This window comes from Streptomyces syringium (genome assembly GCF_017876625.1).
Lineage (GTDB): Bacteria > Actinomycetota > Actinomycetes > Streptomycetales > Streptomycetaceae > Streptomyces > Streptomyces syringius.
Window position 1 is genome coordinate 5,639,975 of the sequence record NZ_JAGIOH010000001.1, and the last position, 24,058, is coordinate 5,664,032.

Annotated in this window: 22 protein-coding genes; 9 read left to right on the forward strand and 13 right to left on the reverse strand. The window is 72.5% G+C overall.

Annotated features, from left to right (window positions below):
• The first annotated feature begins 113 nt into the window (after positions 1-113).
• Both JO379_RS25215 and JO379_RS25220 read left to right on the forward strand, forming a co-directional pair.
• Positions 114-323, forward strand: a complete 210-nt coding sequence (locus JO379_RS25215) for a hypothetical protein (protein WP_130881853.1) — start codon at positions 114-116, stop codon at positions 321-323.
• Between the two features lie 114 nt (positions 324-437).
• Positions 438-830 (forward strand): hypothetical protein, encoded by a 393-nt coding sequence (locus JO379_RS25220; protein WP_245381548.1) that lies wholly within the window; start codon positions 438-440, stop codon positions 828-830.
• Here JO379_RS25220 and JO379_RS25225 read toward each other — a convergent pair.
• The 4 genes from JO379_RS25225 to JO379_RS25240 all read right to left on the reverse strand — a co-directional run bounded on the left by JO379_RS25225 (position 778) and on the right by JO379_RS25240 (position 8,434).
• Positions 778-1,554, reverse strand: coding sequence for an SDR family NAD(P)-dependent oxidoreductase (locus tag JO379_RS25225; protein WP_209517087.1), 777 nt, complete (start codon positions 1,552-1,554; stop codon positions 778-780). The genes JO379_RS25220 and JO379_RS25225 overlap by 53 nt on opposite strands.
• Positions 1,555-1,590: 36 nt before the next feature.
• On the reverse strand, positions 1,591-2,406 hold the full coding sequence (locus JO379_RS25230; RefSeq protein ID WP_130881851.1) for a DNA-formamidopyrimidine glycosylase family protein: 816 nt from the start codon (positions 2,404-2,406) through the stop codon (positions 1,591-1,593).
• 129 nt (positions 2,407-2,535) lie between these two features.
• Positions 2,536-7,323 (reverse strand): ATP-dependent helicase, encoded by a 4,788-nt coding sequence (locus JO379_RS25235; protein WP_245381549.1) that lies wholly within the window; start codon positions 7,321-7,323, stop codon positions 2,536-2,538.
• Positions 7,324-7,513: 190 nt separating this feature from the next.
• Positions 7,514-8,434 carry a hypothetical protein gene (locus tag JO379_RS25240; protein ID WP_130881850.1) on the reverse strand — a complete coding sequence of 307 codons (921 nt, stop codon included), beginning with the start codon at positions 8,432-8,434 and terminating at the stop codon, positions 7,514-7,516.
• Positions 8,435-8,514: 80 nt separating this feature from the next.
• On the opposite strand from JO379_RS25240, the gene JO379_RS25245 reads away from it, so the two are divergent.
• The 4 genes from JO379_RS25245 (at position 8,515) to recX (ending at position 11,957) form a co-directional block, all read left to right on the forward strand.
• On the forward strand, positions 8,515-8,709 hold the full coding sequence (locus JO379_RS25245; protein WP_130881849.1) for a DUF3046 domain-containing protein: 195 nt from the start codon (positions 8,515-8,517) through the stop codon (positions 8,707-8,709).
• Positions 8,710-8,810: 101 nt separating this feature from the next.
• Entirely contained in the window at positions 8,811-10,010 is a 1,200-nt protein-coding gene (locus JO379_RS25250; protein ID WP_372449106.1) for an AI-2E family transporter, read from the forward strand.
• 198 nt (positions 10,011-10,208) lie between these two features.
• Positions 10,209-11,324, forward strand: a complete 1,116-nt coding sequence (gene recA, locus JO379_RS25255) for a recombinase RecA (protein WP_130881848.1) — start codon at positions 10,209-10,211, stop codon at positions 11,322-11,324.
• Positions 11,325-11,402: 78 nt separating this feature from the next.
• Positions 11,403-11,957, forward strand: coding sequence for a recombination regulator RecX (recX, locus tag JO379_RS25260; RefSeq protein WP_242626436.1), 555 nt, complete (start codon positions 11,403-11,405; stop codon positions 11,955-11,957).
• A gap of 114 nt (positions 11,958-12,071) precedes the next feature.
• Here the strand turns inward: recX and JO379_RS25265 are convergent, their stop codons facing one another.
• The 8 genes from JO379_RS25265 to JO379_RS25295 form a co-directional block, all read right to left on the reverse strand.
• Positions 12,072-12,446 carry a rhodanese-like domain-containing protein gene (locus tag JO379_RS25265; RefSeq protein WP_130881846.1) on the reverse strand — a complete coding sequence of 125 codons (375 nt, stop codon included), beginning with the start codon at positions 12,444-12,446 and terminating at the stop codon, positions 12,072-12,074.
• Positions 12,443-12,913, reverse strand: a complete 471-nt coding sequence (locus tag JO379_RS25270) for a cupin domain-containing protein (protein WP_242626480.1) — start codon at positions 12,911-12,913, stop codon at positions 12,443-12,445. Before JO379_RS25270 ends, JO379_RS25265 begins: the two co-directional genes overlap by 4 nt.
• Before the next feature lie 192 nt (positions 12,914-13,105).
• The gene (locus tag JO379_RS34220) at positions 13,106-13,192 is read right to left on the reverse strand and encodes a putative leader peptide (protein ID WP_361520831.1); all 87 of its coding nucleotides are present in this window, start codon (positions 13,190-13,192) and stop codon (positions 13,106-13,108) included.
• A gap of 32 nt (positions 13,193-13,224) precedes the next feature.
• Complete coding sequence (locus JO379_RS25275; RefSeq protein ID WP_130881844.1) at positions 13,225-15,099, reverse strand: FAD-dependent oxidoreductase; 1,875 nt, start codon at positions 15,097-15,099, stop codon at positions 13,225-13,227.
• Between the two features lie 289 nt (positions 15,100-15,388).
• Positions 15,389-16,264, reverse strand: coding sequence for an amino acid ABC transporter permease (locus JO379_RS25280; protein ID WP_130881843.1), 876 nt, complete (start codon positions 16,262-16,264; stop codon positions 15,389-15,391).
• Complete coding sequence (locus JO379_RS25285) at positions 16,261-16,911, reverse strand: amino acid ABC transporter permease (protein WP_130881842.1); 651 nt, start codon at positions 16,909-16,911, stop codon at positions 16,261-16,263. Before JO379_RS25285 ends, JO379_RS25280 begins: the two co-directional genes overlap by 4 nt.
• Positions 16,912-17,019: 108 nt before the next feature.
• Positions 17,020-17,940, reverse strand: a complete 921-nt coding sequence (locus JO379_RS25290) for a glutamate ABC transporter substrate-binding protein (protein WP_130881841.1) — start codon at positions 17,938-17,940, stop codon at positions 17,020-17,022.
• A gap of 119 nt (positions 17,941-18,059) precedes the next feature.
• Positions 18,060-18,836 carry an amino acid ABC transporter ATP-binding protein gene (locus tag JO379_RS25295; RefSeq protein ID WP_130881840.1) on the reverse strand — a complete coding sequence of 259 codons (777 nt, stop codon included), beginning with the start codon at positions 18,834-18,836 and terminating at the stop codon, positions 18,060-18,062.
• A gap of 281 nt (positions 18,837-19,117) precedes the next feature.
• Between JO379_RS25295 and JO379_RS25300 the strand changes: the two genes are divergently transcribed.
• The gene (locus JO379_RS25300) at positions 19,118-19,825 is read left to right on the forward strand and encodes a response regulator transcription factor (protein WP_130881839.1); all 708 of its coding nucleotides are present in this window, start codon (positions 19,118-19,120) and stop codon (positions 19,823-19,825) included.
• Positions 19,826-19,840: 15 nt separating this feature from the next.
• Positions 19,841-21,307 (forward strand): sensor histidine kinase, encoded by a 1,467-nt coding sequence (locus JO379_RS25305; RefSeq protein ID WP_130881838.1) that lies wholly within the window; start codon positions 19,841-19,843, stop codon positions 21,305-21,307.
• Positions 21,308-21,339: 32 nt separating this feature from the next.
• Here JO379_RS25305 and JO379_RS25310 read toward each other — a convergent pair whose 3' ends face one another.
• The gene (locus tag JO379_RS25310; protein ID WP_130881837.1) at positions 21,340-22,338 is read right to left on the reverse strand and encodes a TAXI family TRAP transporter solute-binding subunit; all 999 of its coding nucleotides are present in this window, start codon (positions 22,336-22,338) and stop codon (positions 21,340-21,342) included.
• A 155-nt stretch (positions 22,339-22,493) separates the two neighbouring features.
• Between JO379_RS25310 and miaB the strand changes: the two genes are divergently transcribed.
• Positions 22,494-23,981, forward strand: a complete 1,488-nt coding sequence (gene miaB / locus JO379_RS25315; protein WP_130881836.1) for a tRNA (N6-isopentenyl adenosine(37)-C2)-methylthiotransferase MiaB — start codon at positions 22,494-22,496, stop codon at positions 23,979-23,981.
• The last annotated feature ends 77 nt before the right edge of the window (positions 23,982-24,058 follow it).

Sequence of the window (24,058 nt, forward strand, 5' to 3'; positions counted from 1 at the left end):
AGGCCCCGGACCGGCAGCCGGTCCGGGGCCTTCCGTGTCTGCCGTGGCCTTCGGGGGTCCCTCGTTTCCGGCCTCCGGTGGCGGAGGCGGCGCGGGCGCGTTCTCCTTGAGGGATGGACGAGCACCCCGTGATCCGCTTCACGAAAGAGCTGATGGTCGTCACGGACCTCGATCAGACAGCAGCCGGTGCCTTCGTGCGGACGGTGTACCAGGAGGGCATGCGCGACGGGGAACAGCGGGTCATCGTCGACCTGCACCGGCGTGATCGCCGGATCGCCGAGCTGGAAGAGGAGCTGGCCCGATCGCGGGGGGAGTCGGACTGACGACGCCGGCTCGGTGGGGCGCGCAAGGACATGTCGCGTGCGCCGTTCTCGATCCCCGGTGCGCTCTGCCGTGGCGGTGAGTGCCCGGTCTAGCGTCGGCCGAAGGAGGCAGCGATGGCCTGGCGGGACTTCTGGGGCTTCTGCCGTTCGGCGGCGCCGTTCGGCCGGACCCTCGGGGCAGTCGGCTGGGTGATCGCGTCGGCCCTCGGCGGTGGGTGGTGGTGGGCGGTGTTCCGGCTGCTCGCGCAGCCGGAGCGGGCAGGGCCCGTCGAGGGGCTGGTCGTGGCCGGTGGCTGGGGGCTGAGCCTGCTGCCCGTGCACTGCGTGCCATGGGCGCGGACGGCGAGGCACAAGAGCCGCTGGGCCGCCCGGGCCGAGCAGCTCACCCGGGCACTCGCCAGGACCGTCACCAAAGCAGCCCCCGAGGGCGTCACCAGGACAGCCCCCAAGGGCGTCACCAGGGCATGGCCACCCCGCCGTTGGGGCGCAGGATCTGGCCGGTCGTGAACGATGCGGCGTCCGAGGCCAGATGCAGGACCGTGTGCGCGATGTCCTCGGGTTCACCCACTCGGCCCAAGGGGGACAGCCGGATCATGGGGCCTTCGGCCTGGGCCTGTTCCGCATCGCTGTGCCGCTCGGTCATGGGCGTGCGGACCCAGCCGGGGGCGACCGCGTTGACGCGGATGCCGTACCGGCCGACCTCGGTGGCGAGGGTCCTGGTCAGCTGGACGACCGCGGCCTTGGACGCGCTGTAGGCGAAGAGCCCCGGAGCGCCGGTGTCGATGGCCCCGGAAGCCATGGTGACGATGCTGCCCCCGGTACCGAGGGAGATCATCGCCCGGGCCGCCTCCCGGCAGCCGTAGAGCATGCCCTTGAAATTGACCGCCAGTATCCGGTCCAGCTCCGCGTCACAGGTGTCCAGGACGCTGCCGCGGTGCATGACACCCGCGATGGTGGCCATGACATCGAGCCGGCCGTCGGCCCGGACCGTCTCCGCGACCGCGGCCGCGACCCGGGCGGGGTCGGCGACGTCGAGCACATGGGCGCGAGCCCTGCCGCCGCCCTCGGTGATCCGGGCGGCTGTGCGCCGTGCGCCCTTCTCGTCCAGGTCGGCGCAGTGCACCGAGGCCCCGGCCTCCGCGAGGAGGAGCGCCGTCGCACGGCCGATGCCGCTCGCGGCTCCCGTGACGAGGGCGGTGCGGCCGGTGAGGTCGTACGCCGTGAGGGGCATGCCCGGACCGTACGACCAGAACTGACGAACCGTCAATCAGTGGACCGGGCTGGGCTCGGGGCCGGGCTGGCAGCGGGGGCACCAGTACGTGGGGCGCTCCTGGCCCGCCGGGCCCTGGTCGGCCGCGCGGACCGGGGTGCCGCAGCGGCGGCAGGGCCGGCCGGCCCGCCCGTACACCCACAGCCGGTGGTCGAGGCGCTGGTCGGCCGTGGTGATGCGGGCGCTACGGGCCTTGTTGACGTCGAGAAGCTTTCTGGCCAGGGCCACCAGGCGCTCGGCCGAGGGGAGTTCGGCCACCGGCAGCCAGGGGGAGAGACGGAGCATGAAGCACAGCTCCGACTTGTAGACATTGCCCACGCCGGCGAGGTTGCGTTGGTCGAGCACGGCCTCACCCACGCTGCGGGCCGGGTCAGCGAGCAGACGGCGGACCGCTTCCTCCTGATCGTCCCGGCTCCAGCCGGGGGCGAGGAGGTCGGGGCCGAGATGGCCGACGACGGTGGATTCGTCGGCGGTGCGCAGCAGATCCAGGGCGGGCAGCCGGTAACCGACGGCGGAGTGCGCCGCGTTGGCGAGGACGGCGCGGATCTGGTGCTGCGGGCCGCCGTGCCAGCGCTCGCCGGGGTCGTAGATCCGCCAGGCGCCGTCCATGCCGAGGTGCGAGTGGAGGGTGAGGCCGCCCTCGACGCGGGTGAGGAGATGCTTGCCGCGCGGGACGACCTCGGTGACTCGGCGGCCGGTGAGATCGGCGGTGGCGAGCTGGGGGACGCGCAGATCGGACCGCACGAGGGGCTCGCCGGCCAGGGCGCGGTGGAGAATCCGAGCGGTGCGCCAGACGGTGTCTCCTTCGGGCATGGGCACCATGATGCCCGGTCGACGGGGCCGGGGCCGGTCGGCACCGGCCGGTGCCGGGCTGTGAGGCGGCGGAGGCGCGCCGGCTCCTGACCCGGCCCCGCCGGGCCCGCCGAGCCCGGCGGGGCCGGGTCAGGGGGCGCGCAGTCGCAACCCCCGGGGGGTGGCGTGGAAGCCCGCGGACTCCAGCAGGGCCCCGAGCGGGGAGGTGAGCGCGGGGGAGCCGTTGACCCGCTCGACCGTGACCGTGCCCAGCGCGCCGGCGCGGGCCGCCTCGGCCAGGGCCGCCGCCGCTTCGCGCAGCCGGGGGTCGTCGCTGCTCGCCGCCTCGGCGTCCTCCTCCCCGGGCCATGCGAGGAGGGTCTTGCCGCCGCGCTCCATGTACAGGGCGAGTGCGCCGTCGAGGAGGACGACCAGGGAACCGGCCTTGCGCCCGGGCTTGTGGGACGCACCGGGTGGCGGCTCGGGCCAGGGGAGCGCGGCCCCGTAGGCGTTGGCGGGATCGGCGGCCGCGAGCACGACCGCGCGCCGACGGGCGCCGCGGGACGCCGGGCCGGTGGGCGCCGGTGGCGCCCAAGGGGCGTCGGGGTTTCCCGGGCCCCCCGCGTGCTCGGCGCCGCCCGCCCGCTCGCGGGCGGTGCTCACGGCGCGCAGCCGGTCGACGGCGCCTTCCATCGCGAACTGCGCGGCACCCAGGCCTTCGACCACATACCCGCGGCGGGTCTGCCCGCTCTCCTCGAAGACGGACAGGACGCGGTAGACGGCGGAGAAGCCGCCCTCCACTCCCTCGGCGGCCACCGCTCCCCGCGTCACCACGCCGTGCCGGTCGAGGAGGGTACGGGCCAGGACGTGCGCCCGGTGGGTGGGATCCGGCTCGCGCTCGGGGAGCAGGGCCCAGCGGCCCGCGACCGTCGGGGGCCCGCCGCGCGAGGCCGTGGGGCGTCCCGCGCCCCCGGTCAGGCCCGCGCGGCCGGTGAACGAGCCGTACCGCCCGCGTGGCACCGCGCGCTTGGCGCGGTGCGCGGTGGCCCCGGCCGTACGCCCGGAGCCGAGCAGAGAGCGCAGCGGTGCGAGCGTGTCGTTCGTGAGCCGCCCGGACCAGGCGAGGTCCCAGACGGCATCGGCGATGTGGGCGTCCGAGCCACCGGGCTCGGCCGGGGCGTGGCCCGCGGCGCGGACCTGGTCGGCGATCTGGCGGAAGAACAGGCCGTAGCCCCCGGACAGCGCGTCGAGCACCGCCTGGTGCAAGGGAGTGATCTCCATCGGGTGCGGGGCGGGCAGCAGCAACGGTGCCGCGTCCGTGGGCAGCAGGGAGACCCAGCCGTCCTTCCCGGGGAGCGCTCCCGCGCCGGCCCATACGACCTCGCCCGCCGCGGTGAGTTCATCGAGCATCGCCGGGGAGTAGTCCGTCACCCGGGCGGGCAGCACCAGCTTCTCCAGGGCGGAGGCGGGGACCGGCGCGCCCTGCAACTGCTCGATGGCGCGCACCAGACCGTCGGTGCCGCGCAGGCTGTGACTGCCGATGTGCTGCCACTGGGGGAGGAACGCGGCGAGCGCGGCGGGCGGCACCGGCTCCAGCTCGTGCCGCAGAGCCGCGAGGGAGCGGCGGCGCAGTCTGCGCAGGACCGTCGCGTCGCACCACTCCTGGCCGATACCGGCGGGGTGGAACTCGCCCTGGACGACACGGCCGCTCGCGGCGAGGCGCTGCAGCGCCCCGTCGGTCACCGCCGGACCGAGGCCGAAGCGCGCCGCGGCCTGCGCCGAGGTGAAGGGGCCGTGCGTGCGGGCGAAGCGGGTGAGGAGATCACCGAGGGGATCCTTGACCGGCTCGGTGAAGGCCTCGGGCACACCGACGGGCAGCGCCGTCCCCAGGGCGTCGCGGAGCCGGCCGGCATCCTCGACGGCCGCCCAGTGGTCCTGGCCGGCGATGCGGACGCGCAGGGCCCGGCGGGCGTCCGACAACTCCTTGGCCCACCCGGGCTCGGCGCCGCGCTCGGCCAGCGCGGCGTCGGTCAGGGGACCGAGGATCCGCAGCAGATCGGCGACGCCTTCGACGTCCTTGACCCGGCGGTCCTCGGTCAGCCACTGCAGCTCGCTCTCCAGCTCGGCCAGCACCTCCGCGTCGAGCAGCTCGCGCAGCTCCGCCTGGCCCAGCAGCTCGGCCAGCAGTCGCGAATCGAGGGAGAGTGCGGCGGCGCGGCGCTCCGCGAGCGGGGAGTCGCCCTCGTACAGGAACTGGGCGACGTAGCCGAAGAGCAGCGAGCGGGCGAAGGGGGACGGCTCGGGGGTCGTCACCTCCACCAGCCGGACCCGGCGGGCCTCGATGTCCCCCATCAGCTCGGTGAGGCCGGGGACGTCGAAGACGTCCTGGAGGCATTCGCGGACGGCCTCCAGGATGATCGGGAACGAGCCGAACTCCCCCGCGACCTGGAGGAGCTGGGAGGCGCGCTGACGCTGCTGCCACAACGGGGTGCGCTTGCCGGGGCTGCGGCGCGGCAGCAGGAGGGCGCGGGCCGCGCACTCGCGGAACCGGGCGGCGAAGAGGGCCGATCCGCCGACCTGGTCGGTGACGATCTGATCGATCTCGCCCTTGTCGAACGTGACGTCCGCGGCCCCGACCGGGGACTGCTCGCTGTCGGACTCCGTGCCGGGGCGGGCGGGGTCGGCGTCCAGCAGGTCCAGGCCCATGAGGTCCGCGTCGGGCAGCCGCAGCACGATGCCGTCGTCCGCGTGCATCACCTGGGCGTCCATGCCGTACCGCTCGGTGAGCCGGGCACCGAGGGCCAGGGCCCAGGGGGCGTGGACCTGGGCGCCGAAGGGGGAGTGGACGACGACCCGCCAGTCGCCCAGCTCGTCGCGGAACCGCTCGACGACGATCGTCCGGTCGTCCGGCACATGGCCGCAGGCGCGGCGCTGCTCGTCGAGATAGGACAGGACGTTGTCCGCCGCCCAGGTGTCGAGCCCCGCGGCGTCCAGCCGCTCGCGGGCCGCCTCGGGCGTCAGCCCGCCGACCTCGCGCAGGAACGCGCCCAGCGCCCGGCCGAGTTCGAGCGGGCGGCCCAGCTGGTCGCCCTTCCAGAACGGCAGCCGGCCGGGGGTGCCCGGCGCGGGCGTGACCAGGACCCGGTCGCGGGTGATGTCCTCGATCCGCCAGGAGGTGGTCCCGAGCGTGAACACATCGCCGGCCCGTGACTCGTAGACCATCTCCTCGTCCAGCTCGCCGACCCGGCCGCCGCCCTTCTTGGGGTCCGAGCCGGCCAGGAAGACACCGAAGAGACCCCGGTCGGGGATGGTGCCGCCCGAGGTGACGGCGAGCCGCTGCGCCCCCGGGCGCCCCGCGACCGTACCGGCCACGCGGTCCCAGACCAGCCGCGGCCGCAGCTCCGCGAAGGCGTCCGACGGATAGCGCCCGGCGAGCATGTCGAGCACCGCCGTGTACGCGGACTCGGGCAGTGCGGCAAAGGGCGCGGCCCGGCGCACCACGGCCAGCAGCTCCTCCACGTCCCAGGTGTCCAGGGCCACCATGGCGACGATCTGCTGGGCGAGCACGTCCAGCGGGTTGGCGGGCACGCGCAGCGACTCGATGGCTCCCTCGCGCATCCGCTCCGTGACCACGGCCGCCTGCACCAGGTCACCCCGGTACTTGGGGAAGACCACACCGGTCGAGACGGCGCCGACCTGGTGTCCGGCGCGTCCGACGCGCTGGAGACCGGAGGCGACCGAGGGCGGTGACTCGACCTGGACGACGAGGTCCACCGCGCCCATGTCGATGCCCAGCTCCAGGCTGGAGGTCGCCACGACCGCCGGCAGCCGGCCCGCCTTGAGGTCCTCCTCGACCTGGGCCCGCTGCTCCTTGGAGACCGAGCCGTGGTGGGCGCGGGCGAGCACCGGCGACGCCCCCTTGGCCGCGCCGGACTGGGCCATCAGCTCGGCGGGGGAGTGCTGGTCCGGCAGGGGCTCGCCCGTGGCGCGCTCGTACGCGATCTCATTGAGCCGGTTGCACAGGCGCTCGGCGAGCCGCCGGGAATTGGCGAACACGATCGTGGAGCGGTGGGCCTGGACCAGATCGGCGATCCGCTCCTCCACATGGGGCCAGATGGACGGCTTCTCCTTGGCGTCCCCCTCCTGGACGGGGGAGGCCCCCAGCTCGCCGAGGTCCTCGACCGGAACGACCACCGAGAGGTCGAACTCCTTGCCGGACGGCGGCTGGACGATCTCGACCCTGCGCTGGGGCGACAGATAGCGCGCCACCTCGTCCACCGGCCGCACCGTCGCGGACAGGCCGATCCTGCGGGCGGGCCGGGCGAGCAGGGTGTCCAGACGCTCCAGGGACAGGGCGAGGTGCGCGCCCCGCTTGGTCCCGGCGACGGCGTGCACCTCGTCGAGGATGACCGTCTCGACGCCCGCGAGCGCGTCCCGGGCGGCGGAGGTGAGCATCAGGAACAGCGACTCGGGGGTGGTGATCAGGATGTCCGGCGGGCGGGTCACGAGCGCCCGGCGCTCGGCGGGCGGGGTGTCGCCGGACCGGATCCCGACCCGGATCTCCGGCTCGGGCAGCCCCAGCCGCACGGATTCCTGGCGGATACCGGTGAGCGGGCTGCGCAGATTCCGCTCGACGTCCACCGCGAGGGCCTTGAGCGGGGACACGTACAGCACCCGGCAGCGCTTCCTGGGCTCGGCGGGCGGCGGGGAGCTCGCCAGCCGGTCCAGCGAGGCGAGGAACGCGGCCAGCGTCTTGCCGGACCCGGTCGGCGCGACGACCAGCACGTCCGACCCCTCGTCGATCGCCCGCCAGGCCCCCGCCTGCGCGGCCGTGGGCGCGGTGAAGGCCCCCGTGAACCAGGCCCGGGTCGCGGGGGAGAACGCCGAGAGGGCCGAAGCCGGGTCCCCGGCCGGAGCCGCCGCCATGTCGTCCGCCATGCCCCCATCCTGTACCGCCCCACTGACAATGCCCCGGATCCGCAGGTCAGCCGGGCCTCCACCGAAGCGGAAGCCGGGGATCCGGGGCGCCGGCGCGGTGCTGAGGCCAGCTCCGAGGCCAGGTCTGGGGCCAGGTCTGGGGCCGGCTCTGGGGCTGTTCCGTGGGCGGGCCCGAGCAGGGTCGGCTCAGCTACACGGCGCGTCCGTACGCCCGCAGAGTGAGCAGCGCGGCGATGGTCACCATCGGGCGGCATTCCAGGCGCGTCCCCGGTGCCCACTCGCGCCAGCGGATCGGCCAGCCGCCGTCGTCCTCCTGCGAGGCGGCCAGGAAGTCCAGCGACCGCTGAAGCTCCGCGTCGGTGAACCAGGCGGCGGCCACCGAGTCCGGGTTCCGCGCGTAGTCGTGCGGGAAGTGGTGCTCGCCGGGCGCGTAGCCGTCGGGCACGGGGTAATCCGTCACGCGCTCGGGATCCAGGACGGCCAGCCGCTGCTCCCGAACGGCCCGGCCGATCCGCTCCGCCGCCGCTTCCGCGCGGGCACGGTCGGGAACGCCGTCCAGGAACGCGACGGCCGCCTCGACCTCGTACGGGTGAGTTTTCGCTCCCTGGCCGAGGGCGTCGACCGCGGCCCAGCAGAAGTCGGTGGCCCGGAACAGCCACGCGTGCCAGACCGCGTTCCGGTGCAGCAGGCCCACCACGGGCCCGGTGGCGAGCAGATCGCTGGGCGGGTCGTCCACGATCGGGATCCAAGGAGCGGCCGGATAGCCGCGCAGCGACGGGTGCAGGGCCGGCAGCGCGCCGTCCGCCGTGGAGATCGCCGTCAGATAGCGGCACACCCGCTCCACCCGCCGGTCGCCGCAGCGGCCGATCTCGTCGAGCACGCGCAGCGCGTGCGCGGTGTGCAGGGGCTGGCTCACCGGCCCGCGCAGATCGGGCTCCAGGGCGTGGCCGTAACCGCCGTCGTCACCCAGATAGGCATTGAGGGCCGCTTCCACGGCGTCGGGGCCGCCGTCCAGAAAGTGGAACGCGAATCTACGCTGCTCGAGGACGCGGGCGGTCAGCCAGAGAAACTGTTCGGCACGGACTACGGGGGATGCTCCGGATCGGGCCATGCCCAGACCGTAAGGGCGGAAAGCGGCACCGGTCAGCGGCTCGTGCCCGGCAGCACTCTCAGGGGCGGGATACTGGGCGCATGCGGTTGACGGTCTTCTGGCAGCGGATGGGCGATTATTTCGGCGCGGCGTACGCCGACTCCTTCGCACGCGATCATGTGATGTCCGAGCTCGGCGGGAGGACCGTGCACCAGGCGCTCGACGCCGGCTGGAACGCCAAGGACGTATGGCGCGGAGTGTGCAGGGCCCTGGACATCCCCGAGAACATGCGCTGACGCCCTGCTGACGGCCGATGCCCACCGGGATACCCGGGTGGGCCCCTCCAGGGCGCGCGCCGCCCGGTTTTCCGGCTGTCCGTATGGGTGACACTTGCCCCGTGGCAGCCACAGACGACACCGCCCCGGACCATGCCCCACCGCCTCCGCCCGACACCGGTGCCGGTGGGAGTTCCGGCGCCGGCATGCCGCGCTGGCTGCCCCGGGCGATGGCGGCGGCGCTCGCCCTCTTCGCCTGCTTCCAACTGGCCAGCTGGGCGTTCCACCAGCTCATCGGCCTGCTGCTCAACATCCTGATCGCGTTCTTCCTCGCGCTCGCCGTCGAACCGGCCGTGGGACGGATGTCCGCGCGCGGCATGCGCCGGGGACTCGCGACGGGCATCGTCTACCTCGGGGTGATCGGCGCCTTCGCGGGCTTCTTCACGCTCATGGGGTCGATGCTCGCCGACCAGATCGTGACCATGGTGGAGAACTTCCCCACCTACCTGGACTCCGTGATCAGCTGGATCAACCGGACGTTCCGCACCGACCTCTCCCGGGTCGAGGTGCAGGACAGCCTGCTGCACTCGGACTGGCTGCGGAAGTACGTCCAGAACAGCGCCGGCGGTGTCCTGGACATCTCCGCCACGGTCCTGGGCGGCTTGTTCAAGCTGCTGACCGTGCTGCTCTTCTCGTTCTACTTCGCGGCCGACGGGCCCCGGCTGCGCCGGGCCCTGTGCTCCGTGCTGCCGCCCACCCGGCAGGCCGAGGTGCTGCGCGCCTGGGAGATCGCCGTCGACAAGACCGGCGGCTACCTCTACTCGCGCGCTCTGATGGCACTGATCTCCGGCGGCGCGCACTATGTCCTGCTGGAGGTCCTCGGAGTGCCCTACGCCCCGGCGCTCGCGGTCTGGGTCGGGATCATCTCGCAGTTCATCCCGACCATCGGCACCTACCTCGCGGGCGCGCTCCCGATGCTGCTCGCCTTCACGGTGGACCCCTGGTACGCGGTGTGGGTGCTCGGTTTCGTCGTGATCTACCAGCAGTTCGAGAACTACCTGCTCCAGCCGCGCATCACCGCCAAGACCGTCGACCTGCACCCGGCCGTCGCCTTCGGCTCCGTGGTCGCGGGCACCGCGCTGCTCGGCGCGGTGGGCGCGCTGATCGCCATCCCGGCGACCGCGACGCTCCAGGCCTTCCTCGGCGCGTACGTGAAGCGCTACGACGTCACGGACGACCCCCGGGTGCACGGCCGGCGGCCGCGCCGCGGCCCGGGTGATTCGGTCCTGGGGCGGCTGTTCAGGGCGTGGCGCGGGCGGTGACGCGTGGTGACACGCGGGCGGAGGGGCGCGCTTGACACCAAAATCGAACATCCATTCTTATGGGGTTCCGGGCCTGATGACGGACGCTGGAAGAGGCGAGTTATCCACAGGCCAGGACGACGCCCGGGCCGATTGTCAGTGGCAGGCGTTAGCGTCGTGGACGTGAAGCGATCGACTCAAGCAAACCGGGTGGAACCCATGGCAGGAACCGACCGCGAGAAGGCGCTGGACGCCGCACTCGCACAGATTGAACGCCAATTCGGCAAGGGTGCGGTGATGCGCCTCGGCGACCGGCCCAACGACCCCATCGAGGTCATCCCCACCGGGTCGACCGCTCTCGACGTCGCGCTCGGCGTCGGCGGACTGCCGCGCGGCCGTGTCGTGGAGGTGTACGGTCCGGAGTCCTCCGGTAAGACCACCCTCACCCTGCACGCCGTGGCCAACGCGCAGAAGGCGGGCGGCACCGTCGCCTTCGTCGACGCGGAGCACGCGCTCGACCCGGAGTACGCGAAGGCGCTCGGCGTCGACACGGACAACCTCATCCTCTCCCAGCCGGACACCGGCGAGCAGGCGCTGGAAATCGTGGACATGCTGGTCCGCTCCGGCGCCCTCGACCTGATCGTCATCGACTCCGTCGCCGCCCTGGTGCCGCGTGCGGAGATCGAGGGCGAGATGGGCGACTCGCACGTCGGCCTCCAGGCCCGGCTGATGAGCCAGGCCCTCCGCAAGATCACCAGTGCGCTCAACCAGTCCAAGACCACCGCGATCTTCATCAATCAGCTCCGCGAGAAGATCGGCGTCATGTTCGGCTCCCCGGAGACGACGACCGGTGGCCGGGCGCTGAAGTTCTACGCCTCGGTGCGACTGGACATCCGCCGGATCGAGACCCTCAAGGACGGCACCGAGGCCGTCGGCAACCGCACCCGTGTGAAGGTCGTCAAGAACAAGGTCGCGCCGCCCTTCAAGCAGGCCGAGTTCGACATCCTCTACGGCCAGGGCATCAGCCGCGAGGGCGGTCTGATCGACATGGGCGTGGAGCACGGCTTCGTCCGCAAGGCCGGTGCCTGGTACACCTACGAGGGCGACCAGCTCGGCCAGGGCAAGGAGAACGCCCGTAACTTCCTGAAGGACAACCCCGACCTCGCCAACGAGATCGAGAAGAAGATCAAGGAGAAGCTGGGCGTGGGCGTGCGCCCCGAGGCTCCGGCCACCGAGCCCGGTCCGGACGCCGCGGGCGAGCCCGCCAAGTCGGTGCCGGCCCCCGCGGCGAAGTCCACGGGCAAGGCGGCCAAGGCCACGGCGGCCAAGAGCTAGACCGTGACACAGCGATGGGGGTATCGCCCCCGGCCCCAGGCCGGGGGAGACCGGCCGGACCTGGGCGCGGACGACCACATGGACGGCGGCCCCCCTTCCTCGTCGAGGGCCGGGGACGGGGCGCCGCAGCGGCCGGAGGAGCAGGCGCGGGCGATCTGTCTGCGCCTGCTCACCGGATCGCCGCGGACCCGCAAGCAGCTGGCGGACGCGCTGGCCAAGCGCGGCATCTCCGACGAGGTGGCGGAGGAGGTGCTGTCCCGGTTCGAGGACGTGGGGCTGATCGACGACGCGGCGTTCGCCGACGCCTGGGTGGAGTCCCGGCACCACGGCCGGGGGCTGGCCCGCCGCGCCCTGGCGCGCGAGCTCCGCACCAAGGGCGTGGACTCCGCGGTGATCGACGAGGCCGTCGGGCAGCTCGACTCCGAGCAGGAGGAGCGCACGGCCCGGGAGCTGGTCGAGCGCAAGCTGCGGGCCACCCGCGGTCTGGACCGGGAGAAGCGGCTCCGGCGCCTCGCCGGGATGCTGGCCCGTAAGGGATACGCCGAGGGCCTCGCCCTGCGCGTGGTGCGCCAGGCCTTGGAGGAAGAGGGCGACGACCCCGAGCTCCTGGACCACTATCTACCCGGGGACTGACCGACGGGCGGGCGCCCGGGCCGGGTCGGGACTCAGCCGCCCCCAGCACCGGCCCGAAGAGGTGGCGCGCAGGGGCACGCCGCCACGGCCGCGTCCGTACGGCCACGCCTGCCGTCAGGGCACCACCGGGAGCCCCGCCGCCCGCCAGGCCTGGAAACCACCCACCAGGTCCGTGGCGTGGCGCAGGCCCAGTCGGCGCAGGGAGACGGCGGCCAGGCTGGAGGCGTAGCCCTCGTCACAGATCACGACCACCCGCAGGTCGTGACCGCTCGCCTCCGCCGCCCGGTGGTCACAGACCGGGTCGAGCCGCCATTCCAGTTCATTGCGCTCCACGACGAGCGCCCCGGGGATGGTCCCGTCCCGCTCCCGCAGCGCCGCGTAGCGGATGTCGACCAGCAGGCCGCCCCCGGCCTGCACTTCGGCGGCCTGGGCCGGGTCGAGGCGGTCGAGGTCCGCGCGGGCGGCGGCCAGCAGCTCCTCGATCCTCATGCCCACTCCTGCGCCCACTCGACCTGCTCCAGCCGCAGCACCTGTCCCACCCGGCTGTAGCGCCGCATCATCGGCAGCGGCGGGTAGTAGGCGTGCACGGACACCGCGTGCTCCGTGGCCGAGGCGTTGAACACCTGGTGCACATGGTGCGGTCCGAAGGCCCGGCCCTGTCCGTCGGCGAGCTGCCGCTGACGATCGACGTCGTCCGCCAGCTCCAGTACCTTCCAGCCCTCGGTGGGCAGTTGGGCGGCCAGCGACTGTTCGGTCAGCCGTCCCATCGCCGCCGCGAAGGCTCCGTGCGAGCCCCCGTGGTCGTGCCAGCCCGTGCCGGTGCCGGGCGGCCACCCGATCAGCCAGGCCTCACTTCCGCCCGGTCCCTCCAGCCGGATCCAGGTGCGGCCCTCCGGGTCGAGGGGGAGCGAGGCGACGAGCGCGGTGTCGGCAGCCGTGCGGCGCGCGAATTCCAGAAGATCGGCTGCCGAAGGCGCGGGGACGTCCGAGGGGGAAACGGTGGAAGAAGCGGCGGACGTGTCAGAAACGGGAAGCGTGGACGCGTCGACGGGGAGAGACACAGGAGGACCATCCTGAGGGATCGCGAAGGAGCGCGCGACGTCCCGCGGGCAGCGGCGGGAAGACGGTCGCGCGAAAGAGACAGCGGATCAGCAGGACGGACGACATACGCAGCCCGCATAGCGGACCAGGTCCAGATGGACCCTCCGCCAGAAACGCGCGCCGCTGTCAGTCACGCTCCGGAGTCAACCACGATGGTCCGGACGGGTCAACGATTGGCCGTAGCTTCACTGGCCGCTCCGTCGGGCGCCCCCGCGAGCCCCGCCCGTCCGGCCTGTCCCACCCGTCCGGCATGCGGGCCTCCGGCCCGGTCCAAGCGTTCCGTGTGTCCCTCGGCCATCCCGCTCCCGGCGGTCCCGGCCATCCCGGCGATCTCCGTGCCGCCACCGGCCGCTCCCGTCTCGCGTACATCGGGCGTCCCCACCGCGCCGCCACGCACCGCGTCCGCGCACGCGTACAGCTCCGCCGGACGCACCCCGGCCAGCGCCGCGACCAGATGCCCGTCCGGTCGCACCAGCAGCACCGTGTGCGCCGCGGCCCCCGGATACCCCTCGGTGACCAGCAGTTCCGCGGGCATCGGCAGGGCGCAGACGGCCGCCGCGAGCCGTGGCATGAGCCCGGCGCCCAGCCAGTGCCGGCGCTCCCACACGCCCGTACCGGGGGCGACGAGCACCACCAGCAGACCGCCGCCCAGCCGGTCCCGCAGCCGGGCGTCCGAACCGTCCGGGGCGGTCACCGGGATGTCCACCACCGGCGCCCCCACGGCCGTCCCCACCGGGACGGTGCCCGCGGGAGGCGCGGCCGGGGCCAGGGGCGTACGGGTGTACACGTAGGGCGCGCCCAGCGGTCCGCGCCCCAAGTGCCCGTCGCCGAGCAGCCCGTCGTGCCCTCGGGCCGCGCCCGGCACCACCGTTCGCCGCACCGCGCGCCAGCCACCCGCGCCGCGCACCGGCGGCAGCACCCGGTCCGCGGCACGCAGCCGGGCGCCGATCGCGCCCCGCCGCTCCGCCTGGTAGCTGTCGAGGAGGGCGTCCGAGGCGCCCTGGTGCCAGGCCAGTCCCAGCTTCCAGGCGAGGTTGTCGGCGTCCCGCAGCCCCTCGTCGAGCCCTTGGGTGCCGAGAGCGCCGAGCAGATGCGCGGCGTCCCCGGCGAGGAACGCCCGGCCGGTGCGCCAGCGGCGGGCGAGCCGGTGGTGCACGGCGTGCACACCGGTGTCCAGGAGCTCGTACGGCGGCACTTCTCCGCACCACGTGTACAGGGAATCGCGCACCCGAGCGATCAGCAGATCCGGGGTGACGAGATCGCGGCCCGGCGGCAGCAGCCAGTCGAGCCGCCAGACCCCGTCCGGCAGCGGACGGGCCGTCACCTCGCCGCCGCCGTGCGGCGGCGCGCGGTGCAGCACGGCTTCGCCCGGCCAGGGCAGCTCGGCGCGGAGCGCGGCGACCGCGTACCGCTCCACGGCCGTGCGGCCGGGGAAACGCACGCCCAGCAGTTTGCGGACGACGGAACGGGCACCGTCGCAGCCCACCAGATAACTTCCGCGCCACGTCGCGCCGTTGGCGCCCCGGGTGTGCGCGGTGACCCCGGTGGCGTCCTGCTCCAGGGTGTCCAGCCGGCTGCCGCCGACGATCCGTGCCCCGCCCTCGCGGGCGAGGGCGGCCCGCAGTCCGCGGACCAGCGCGTACTGCGGCAGGTGCAGCGGGGACGGCTCGCCCGGCTCCTCCTCGAAGTCGCCGAAGCGGCCGGGCGGTTTGACGTGCCCGAAGCCCTCGCGCTCCCGGAACGTCAGCTGGGCGACCACGGCGCGGCGCCGTACCGTGCGCCAGCCGGTCCACCGGGCACCGTCCCCGGTGGCGCAGCCCAGCCGCTCCAGCATCCGGGCGGTGTCCGGCCGCAGCACGGCCGTACGGGCCAGACGCCCGTCGTCGGGGTCCGCGCCGCCGGCCGCACCGGCCGGGTCCGCTCCCTCAGCGCGGCCCGCCGGTCCCTCCTCGAGGACGACGACGGGCACCTCGTGCCGGGTCAGGGCGAGGGCCAGGGTGAGGCCGACCGGGCCGGCCCCGACGATGATCACCGGGTCCACGGCACGGCTCCTTCCCACCCGTGAGGACCGGCGATCCCGTGGCGGGTCGCGCGGTGCGTACCGCCCGTACGGGGCGTACGGGTCATCGGGGGACAGCCGGGGGGAACACGGTGCGCGATCACAGAACGTATGCAACCCATTGCGGGTGCTTGCGTCAAGTGACCATGACGTTCGCCGCGGCGCGCCGGAACGCGTGCGCCCCGTCGGCCCGATCGGGCCGACGGGGCGTCACCGTCGTGTCGTGCGGTCGGCCTTGGGGCGACACGCGCCGGAGCCGCCCGGCACCGGTCTAGGCCGTTTGGCCCCCGGGTGCGCCCGTGATGGTCGGGTCGTTGGCGGGCATCGCGGGAGGGGAGCCCTTGCGCGAGCGCTGTGTGCGCCGTTCGACCCACGTGGCGACGGAGGACAGGGCCAGACAGAGCAGGATGTAGATCGAACCGAAGACGATCACCATCGGGATGAAGGCGTAGACGCCGTTCACGGGCGGGGTCTGCTGGGCGAACGCCTTGCCGACGAACAGCAGCTCCTCGTACAGGATGATGAAGCCGAGCGAGGTGTCCTTGAGGGTCACCACGAGCTGGCTGATGATCGACGGCAGCATCGAGCGGACGGCCTGCGGGACGAGGACGCCCGTCATCACCTGGGTCTTGCGCAGCCCGATCGCGTACGCCGCCTCGCTCTGCCCCCGGGGCACGGCGTTGATGCCGGACCGGAAGATCTCCGCCTGCACCGAGCCGTTGTACAGGGTCAGGCCGATGACCAGGGCCCACATCGGCTCGGAGGTGAAGACCGCCGCGTAGAGCAGGAAGATCATGATGAGCAGCGGCATGGCGCGGAAGAACTCCACGACCGTGGTGGCCGCCCAGCGCACGGGCTTGTGGTCGGAGAGCCGGCCCGCCGCGAGCACGGTGCCGAGCACCACGGAGAGCACCGCGGCGATCGCGAACGTCTTCAGCGTCGTCAGCAGACCGTCGAGGATCCGCTGCTGGGTGTCGGCGTACTCGTAGTCGTCCCACAGGCCCGCCTGGAACTGGCCGGTGGAGTCGAGCTTGTAGCCGATGAAGGCGATCAGACCGAGGATGGCGACGGTGGACAGGACACCGTAGACCCGGTTGCGGACCTTGGCCCTGGGGCCCGGTACGTCGTACAGGACGCTCGAGGTCATCGGGCCACCGCCAGCCGGTTCTCCAGCAGTCGGAAGAGACCGCTGATCGTGAAAGTGATGATGATGTAGCAGACCGCGATCCACAGGAAGATCACGTAAATGTCATAGCCCGAGGCGGCGTTGAGGGTCTTCTGCACGGAGCCGAGCTCCGTGACGTTGAAGCCCGAGGCGATCGCCGTGTTCTTCGCGAGGGCGATCATCAGGCTGCCGATGGGCGGAATCGCCGTCCGGGCCGCCTGCGGCAGGACGATCTGGCCCAGGGTCTGGTTGAAGGTCATACCGATCGAGCGGGCGGCCTCGGCCTGGCCCACCGGCACCGTGTTGATGCCGGACCGGATGGCCTCGCAGATGAACGCCGAGGTGTAGCAGCCCAGCGCCATGACGGCGAGCCAGAAGGAGTCCCAGCCCTTGAGGCCGAGCGCGGGCAGCCCCAGGGTGACGGCGAGGAAGAGCAGCACCAGCGGGGTGTTGCGCAACAGCGTCACCCAGGCCGTGCCGAATATTCGCAGCGCGGGCACCGGAGAAACGCGGAACGCCGCGATCAGGGTGCCCAGCACCAGGGCGAGCGCCGCGCTCAGCGCCGTCAGCTCGACGGTGCCGAGGAAACCTTCGCGGAACATCGCGAAGTTGTCCGACAGAACGTTCAAGTCACTTCTCCGGAAATCGCGTGGCGGGCAGCCGCGCCGGGCCGTCCGGCCCCCGGGTCACCCCGGGGGCCGGACCTCGCCGGCGCGGCACCGATCAGGCACCGCTGGTCAGTAGCGGTCGACCGCGGGCGGGGTCTGGGCGGCGGCCCCGGAGAGACCGAGCGTGGCGTCGTACGCCTTCTTCCAGTCGCCGTTCTTCATGTGCGCCTCGAGGGCGTTGTTGACCGCGTCGCGCAGCGCCTTGTCGTCCTTCTTCAGACCGACGCCGTAGGGCTCCTTGGAGAACGGCTTCTCGACGACCTTCAGGGCGCCCTTGTTCTCCGCGGCGTAGCCCTTGAGGATCGAGTCGTCCGTGGTGACGGCGTCGACCGAGCCGTTGACCAGGTCCTGCACACAGAGCTGGTAGCCCTGCTGCGCCTTGGCCTCGCCCACCCCGTACTTGGCTTCCTTGATCCGCTTGAGCGGCGTGGAGCCGGTCGCCGAGCAGACCTTCTTGCCCTTGAGGTCGTCCGGGCCCTTGATGTCGCTGTCGGCCTTCACCAGCAGGTCCTGGCCGGCGATGTAGTACGGGCCGCCGAAGCCGACCTGCTTCTTGCGCTCGTCGTTGATCGTGTACGTGCCGACGTACAGATCCACGCCGCCGCTGGCGATCTGCGTCTCACGGGCCTCGGAGGGGACCGTCTTGAACTCGATGTGCGCCTCGTCGAAGCCGAGGTCGGCCGCGATCATACGGGCGATCTCCACATCGAAGCCGGAGCGCTTCTTGGTGCCGGGGTTCTCGAAACCGAGGCCGGGCTGGTCGGCCTTGGTGCCGATGGTGATCTTCTTGCCCTTGATCTTCTCGAAGACGGGCGAGCCCTTCACATCGGCGGCGGTGTTCACCTTGTACGTCGGCAGGGTCGGGGCCGACGCGCCGCCGCTGGCCTTGTCGCCCTTGTCGTCGGGGCTGCCCGACTTGCCGCAGGCGGTCGCGGACGCGGTGAGCGCCAGCACCACGGCGGCCGCTGCGGCGGTTTTGCGGAGCTTCATGGTGAACATCCTTTGCGTCTGCGGGTGTCCGCTGGGTGGTCGAAACCGCCGGCGGCCCGGCGGGGGAAAAGGGGGGCGTTGGAGTAAAAAGGCGTTCCGCGAAGCGCGGCCGGAGTCGATCAGTGGTGGAGGATCTTCGACAGGAAGTCCTTGGCCCGGTCGCTGCGCGGGTTGGCGAAGAACTGGTCCGGGCGCGCCTCTTCGACGATCTTCCCGTCCGCCATGAAGACGACACGGTTCGCGGCGGAGCGCGCGAAGCCCATCTCGTGCGTGACGACGACCATCGTCATGCCGTCCGCCGCGAGCTGCCGCATGACCTCCAGCACCTCATTGATCATCTCCGGGTCCAGGGCCGAGGTCGGCTCGTCGAAGAGCATGACCTTGGGGTCCATGGCCAGCGCCCGGGCTATCGCCACGCGCTGCTGCTGGCCACCGGAGAGCTGCGCCGGGTACTTGTCCGCCTGGGCGCCCACACCGACCCGGTCGAGCAGCGAACGGGCCTTCGTCTCGGCCGTCTTGCGGTCCGTCTTGCGGACCTTGATCTGGCCCAGCGTCACGTTCTCCAGCACGGTCTTGTGCGCGAAGAGGTTGAAGGACTGGAAGACCATGCCCACATCCGCGCGCAGCCGTGCCAGCTCCCTGCCCTCCTGGGGCAGTGGCTTGCCGTCGATGCTGATCGTGCCGGAGTCGGTGGTCTCCAGCCGGTTGATCGTCCGGCACAGGGTCGACTTACCGGACCCCGAGGGCCCGATGACGACGACTACCTCGCCGCGCGCGATGGTCAGGTCGATGTCCTGGAGCACATGCAGCGCGCCGAAGTGCTTGTTGACGTTGTTCAGGACGACCAGTGCGTCCGCGACAGGGGCCGCGTCCTTGGTCACCGATACTTCGCTCATCGGCGTTCTCGCTCCGTCCTCCTCGATTGGGGTGGACCCTAATGAGCCGTGACGACCAGCGTCATTACATCTGAGCGGAAATTGAGCATAACGATACGGACTCGAACGGACACTCCGTGTGAACGGGGCTTGTGGGCCACACTCCGGACGCGCGGGCGTACCGGGTCCATAACGGAAACCCCTTCCCGGCCGGAACCCCCTTGACGCGCGGGGCGTCCATCAGCGTGGATGCGGTGTCACACCACAGCGGTGTCACACCACAGCCACCCGGAGGGGGGCCGATGAGACTCCTGCTCGTAGAGGACGACGACCACGTCGCCGCGGCCCTGTCCGCGGTACTGGCCAGGCACGGCTTCGCGGTCACGCACGCCCGGAGCGGCGAAGAGGCCCTGCAGGCCCTGCTGCCGGCCGAGCGCGCGCCCTTCGGCGTCGTGCTGCTCGACCTCGGCCTGCCCGACCAGGACGGCTTCGAGGTGTGCGGCAAGATCCGCAAACGCACCAGCACTCCCGTGATCATGGTGACCGCCCGCGCCGACACCCGCTCGAAGATCCACGGTCTGAACCTCGGCGCCGACGACTACGTGGTCAAGCCCTACGACACCGGCGAGCTGCTGGCCCGCATCCACGCGGTCGCCCGGCGCACCCCGCCCGCCGACAGCGCCCCCGGTGAGCCGCACGAGGCCGATGCCCCGTGCGCGCTGCGGCTCGGGGCCCTGACCATCGAACTTCCCAACCGCCAGGTCTCCGTGAGCGGTTCCACCGTCCCGCTCACCCGCAAGGAATTCGACCTGCTCGCGCTGCTCGCCCAGCGCCCGGGCGTCGTCTTCCGCCGCGAGCAGATCATCAGCGAGGTGTGGCGGACCAGTTGGGAGGGGACCGGGCGCACTCTCGAGGTGCACGTGGCCTCACTACGGGCCAAGTTGCGCATGCCCGCACTCATCGAAACGGTCCGCGGCGTCGGTTACAAAATCGTCGTTCCGGCCGTCTGACGGCAGTATGAGCCTGTGCGCACCCGACTCCTCCCGCTGCTCATCGTCCTCATGGCGGGCGTCCTGCTGGCCCTGGGCTTCCCGCTCGGGGCGGGCATGGCCGCGGTCCAGCAGCAGCGGGTGGTGGTCGACCGGATCGACGACACCGCCCGGTTCGCCGCTCTCGCCCAGTTCGTCACCACCCGGCAGTTCGGGCCCGCGGACGAGGCGGACGAGCGGCTGACGACCCTGCGGTCCGAACTCGCCCGCTACGAGGATCTCTACGACATACGCGTAGGCGTCTTCTACCGCGACGGGCGGGCCATGGCTGTCGCCCCCGCGGGTTGGTCCGTACCACCCGAGGGGGAGGGGCGGCAGGCGTTCCAGGAGGCGCTCGCCGGGCGCCGCAGCCACGACCCCGCTCAGGTCCTGCCCTGGCGGAGCGGCCGGCTCGCCGTGGCCTCTCCCGTCATCCGCGACGGTGACGTCGTCGCGGTCGTCGTCACCGATTCGCCCACGGGGAAGCTGCGCTCGCGCATCCTGCACTCCTGGCTGCTGCTCGCGGCGGGCGAGACCGCGGCGATGTTACTGGCCGTGGGAGCCGCCTTCCGGCTCACCGGCTGGGTACTGCGGCCCGTGCGGACCCTCGACGTGGCCGCGCACGGCATCGCCACCGGAGCGCTGAACTCCCGCGTCGCGGTCTCCACCGGACCGCCCGAACTGCGCCGCCTGGCCCGCTCGTTCAACGAGATGGCCGACAACGTCGAAGAAGTCCTGGAGCAGCAGCGCGCCTTCGTCGCCGACGCCTCGCACCAACTGCGCAACCCGCTCGCCGCCCTGCTGCTGCGCATCGAGCTGCTCGCCCTGGACCTCCCCGACGGCCACGAGGAGATCGCCTCGGTGCGCACCGAGGGCAAGCGGCTCGCCCGCGTCCTCGACGACCTCCTGGACCTGGCCCTCGCCGAGCACGCCGAGAGTGACCTCCAGCTGACCGACATAGCCGAGATCGTCACCGACCGGGTGGGCTCCTGGTCCCCGGTCGCCGACCGGGAGCAGGTCACCCTGACCTACAGCGGCCCGGCCGCCGTGACCGGCTGGGCCGATCCGATCGCGCTCTCCAGCGCGCTCGACGCGGTGGTGGACAACGCCCTGAAGTTCACGCCCGCGCACGCACGCGTGGACGTCACCGTCGAGGTCGGCGGCGACAGCATCGGCATCACGGTCGCCGACGGCGGCCCGGGACTCACCGAGGACGAGCTCAGCCGGATCGGCGACCGCTTCTGGCGCAGCAACCGCCACCAGAACGTCTCCGGCTCCGGCCTCGGCCTGTCCATCAGCCGGGCCCTCCTCGCGGCGGGCGGCGCCACCCTCTCGTACGCGCCGAACGAGCCCAACGGACTGCGGGCGACGATCGCGGTGCCGCGCGACGGCGGCGGCGACACCAAGGCGATCCCGAAGAGCGCACGGGCCGGCCAGCCCGGCGGCCGCGCCGCCAAGGCCTGAGGGGCCCGCTCAGGGCGAGACGCGCGGGCGCCTCACGGCTTGACCGACAGGTAATAGCGCCGCGCGCCCGCGTGCAGCGGCAGCGGATCGGTGAAGACCGCCGTCCGCAGGTCCACCTTCTGTGCCGCGTGGACCTTGACGCCGATCCGGTCGCGGCTGTGTATTACCGAGCGGGTGATCCGCTCCGTGAGCTCGGGGTCGGCGTGGTCCATGGTGACCAGGAGATTCGCGACGGCGATCGTCTTGACGGCCTGCGTGGCGCGCAGCTCCGGGTAGGCGTCCGCGGGCATGACGGCCGCCCGGTAGTAGCGCGTGTTCTCGCCGAGGGCGTGCAGCGGCGCTATCAGGTCACCGAGCTGCACCAGACGGATCTCCATCCGCCGGCCGAGGGTCTGCACGGCGTTGGTGGGCAGCCCGCCGGACCAGAAGAAGGCGTCGATGTCGCCCTTCTCCAGCAGGCCCGGCATCTGGTCGATGCCCACCCGCACCGGCGTGATGTCCTTGTCGAAGTCGACGCCCGCGGCGCGCAGCAGCCGCCGGGTGATCAGCTGCACCCCCGACTCGTCCGTGCCCACGCCGACCCGCTTGCCCTTGAGGTCCCGCGCGGACCCCACCGTCGACTTCTTCTCCACCACCAGCTGCATGTAGTCGTCGTACAGCCGGGCGCAGGCGCGCAGGGACCGCGCCCCCTCCCGCCCCGACGCGCGGTAGGTCGCGACCGAGTCCGCGGTGGCCAGGGTGAAGTCGGCCTTGCCGGCCGTGAGCTGCCGCAGATTGTCCAAGGACCCCTGGCTCTCCCTGAGCCGCACCTCCAGCTCGGGAAGATCGCGGGCCAGATCCTCCTGGAGGAGAGCGCCGTACTTCGCGTACACCCCGGTCGGCACCCCGGTCGCGAACGACATCCGTCCGCTCGGCGACGTCTCGCCACCGAACGGCACCAGCCACCAGGCCAGGAGTGCGAGCACGACGGCGGCCACCGCGCCCGCTCGCAGGGCACGGCACCGGTCGACGTGCGGGAGTCGGGGAGCCATGGGTGCGGATACTGCCAGCCCGAGTGGATACGGACCAGGCCCCAAACCGTGACCATCGGGGACCATCACGGCCCCCGCCGCCCGCCCGGACCCGGCCCGTACCGCGCGGGGAGGGGGCGGGTTGTCCGAGCGACCCCGTACCCTGGTCGATTGAGATGAGTGCGAAGACATACGAGGTGCGCACCTACGGGTGCCAGATGAACGTCCATGACTCCGAGCGGCTGTCCGGCCTGCTGGAGGACGCGGGCTATGTCCGCGCGCCCGAGGGCACCGCGGAGGGAGATGCCGACGTCGTCGTCTTCAACACCTGCGCGGTGCGGGAGAACGCCGACAACAAGCTGTACGGCAACCTCGGCCGGCTGGCCCCGATGAAGACGAAGCGGCCCGGCATGCAGATCGCCGTCGGCGGCTGCCTGGCCCAGAAGGACCGCGACACCATCGTCAAGCGGGCCCCGTGGGTCGACGTCGTCTTCGGCACGCACAACATCGGCAAGCTGCCCGTCCTGCTGGAGCGCGCCCGCATCCAGGAAGAGGCGCAGGTCGAGATCGCCGAGTCGCTGGAGGCGTTCCCCTCCACGCTGCCGACCCGCCGCGAGTCCGCGTACGCCGCCTGGGTCTCCATCTCCGTCGGCTGCAACAACACCTGCACCTTCTGCATCGTCCCGGCGCTGCGCGGCAAGGAGGAGGACCGCCGGCCCGGCGACATCCTCGCCGAGGTCGAGACGCTGGTCTCCGAGGGCGTCTCCGAGATCACCCTGCTCGGCCAGAACGTCAACGCGTACGGCTCGGACCTCGGTGACCGCGAGGCGTTCTCCAAGCTGCTGCGCGCCTGCGGCGCCATCGAGGGCCTGGAGCGCGTCCGCTTCACCTCCCCGCACCCGCGTGACTTCACCGACGACGTCATCGCCGCCATGGCCGAGACGCCGAACGTGATGCCGCAGCTGCACATGCCGCTGCAGTCCGGCTCGGACACCGTGCTCAAGGCCATGCGCCGGTCGTACCGGCAGGAGCGCTTCCTCGGGATCATCGAGAAGGTCCGGGCCGCGATGCCGGACGCCGCGATCTCCACCGACATCATCGTGGGCTTCCCCGGCGAGACCGAGGAGGACTTCGAGCAGACCATGCACGTCGTGCGCGAGGCCCGCTTCGCGAACGCCTTCACGTTCCAGTACTCCAAGCGCCCCGGCACACCGGCGGCCGACATGGAGGGGCAGATCCCCAAGGAGGTCGTCCAGGCGCGCTACGAGCGCCTCGTCGCCCTCCAGGAGGAGATCTCCTGGAGCGAGAACAAGAAGCAGGTCGGCCGCACCCTGGAGGTCATGGTCGCCGAGGGCGAGGGCCGCAAGGACGGCGCCACGCACCGCCTCTCCGGCCGCGCGCCCGACAACCGCCTCGTGCACTTCACCAAGCCCGAGCAGCCGGTCCGCCCGGGCGACGTGGTGACCGTCGAGATCACCTACGCCGCACCGCACCACCTGCTGGCCGAGGGCCCCACCACGGGCGTGCGCCGCACGCGCGCGGGTGACGCGTGGGAGAAGCGCACCGCCGCTCCGGCCGGGAAGGCGGGCGTCATGCTGGGCCTGCCGGGCATCGGTGCCCCGGCCCCGCTGCCCGCGCCGACGGGCGGCTGCAGCATCGTCTGACGGCGCCCGGGGGCGGCTCCGGCCGCCCCTCGCGCTGTCCGGGGCGCAGGACGCCCCGGGTGCGTCGAGTGCCGCCG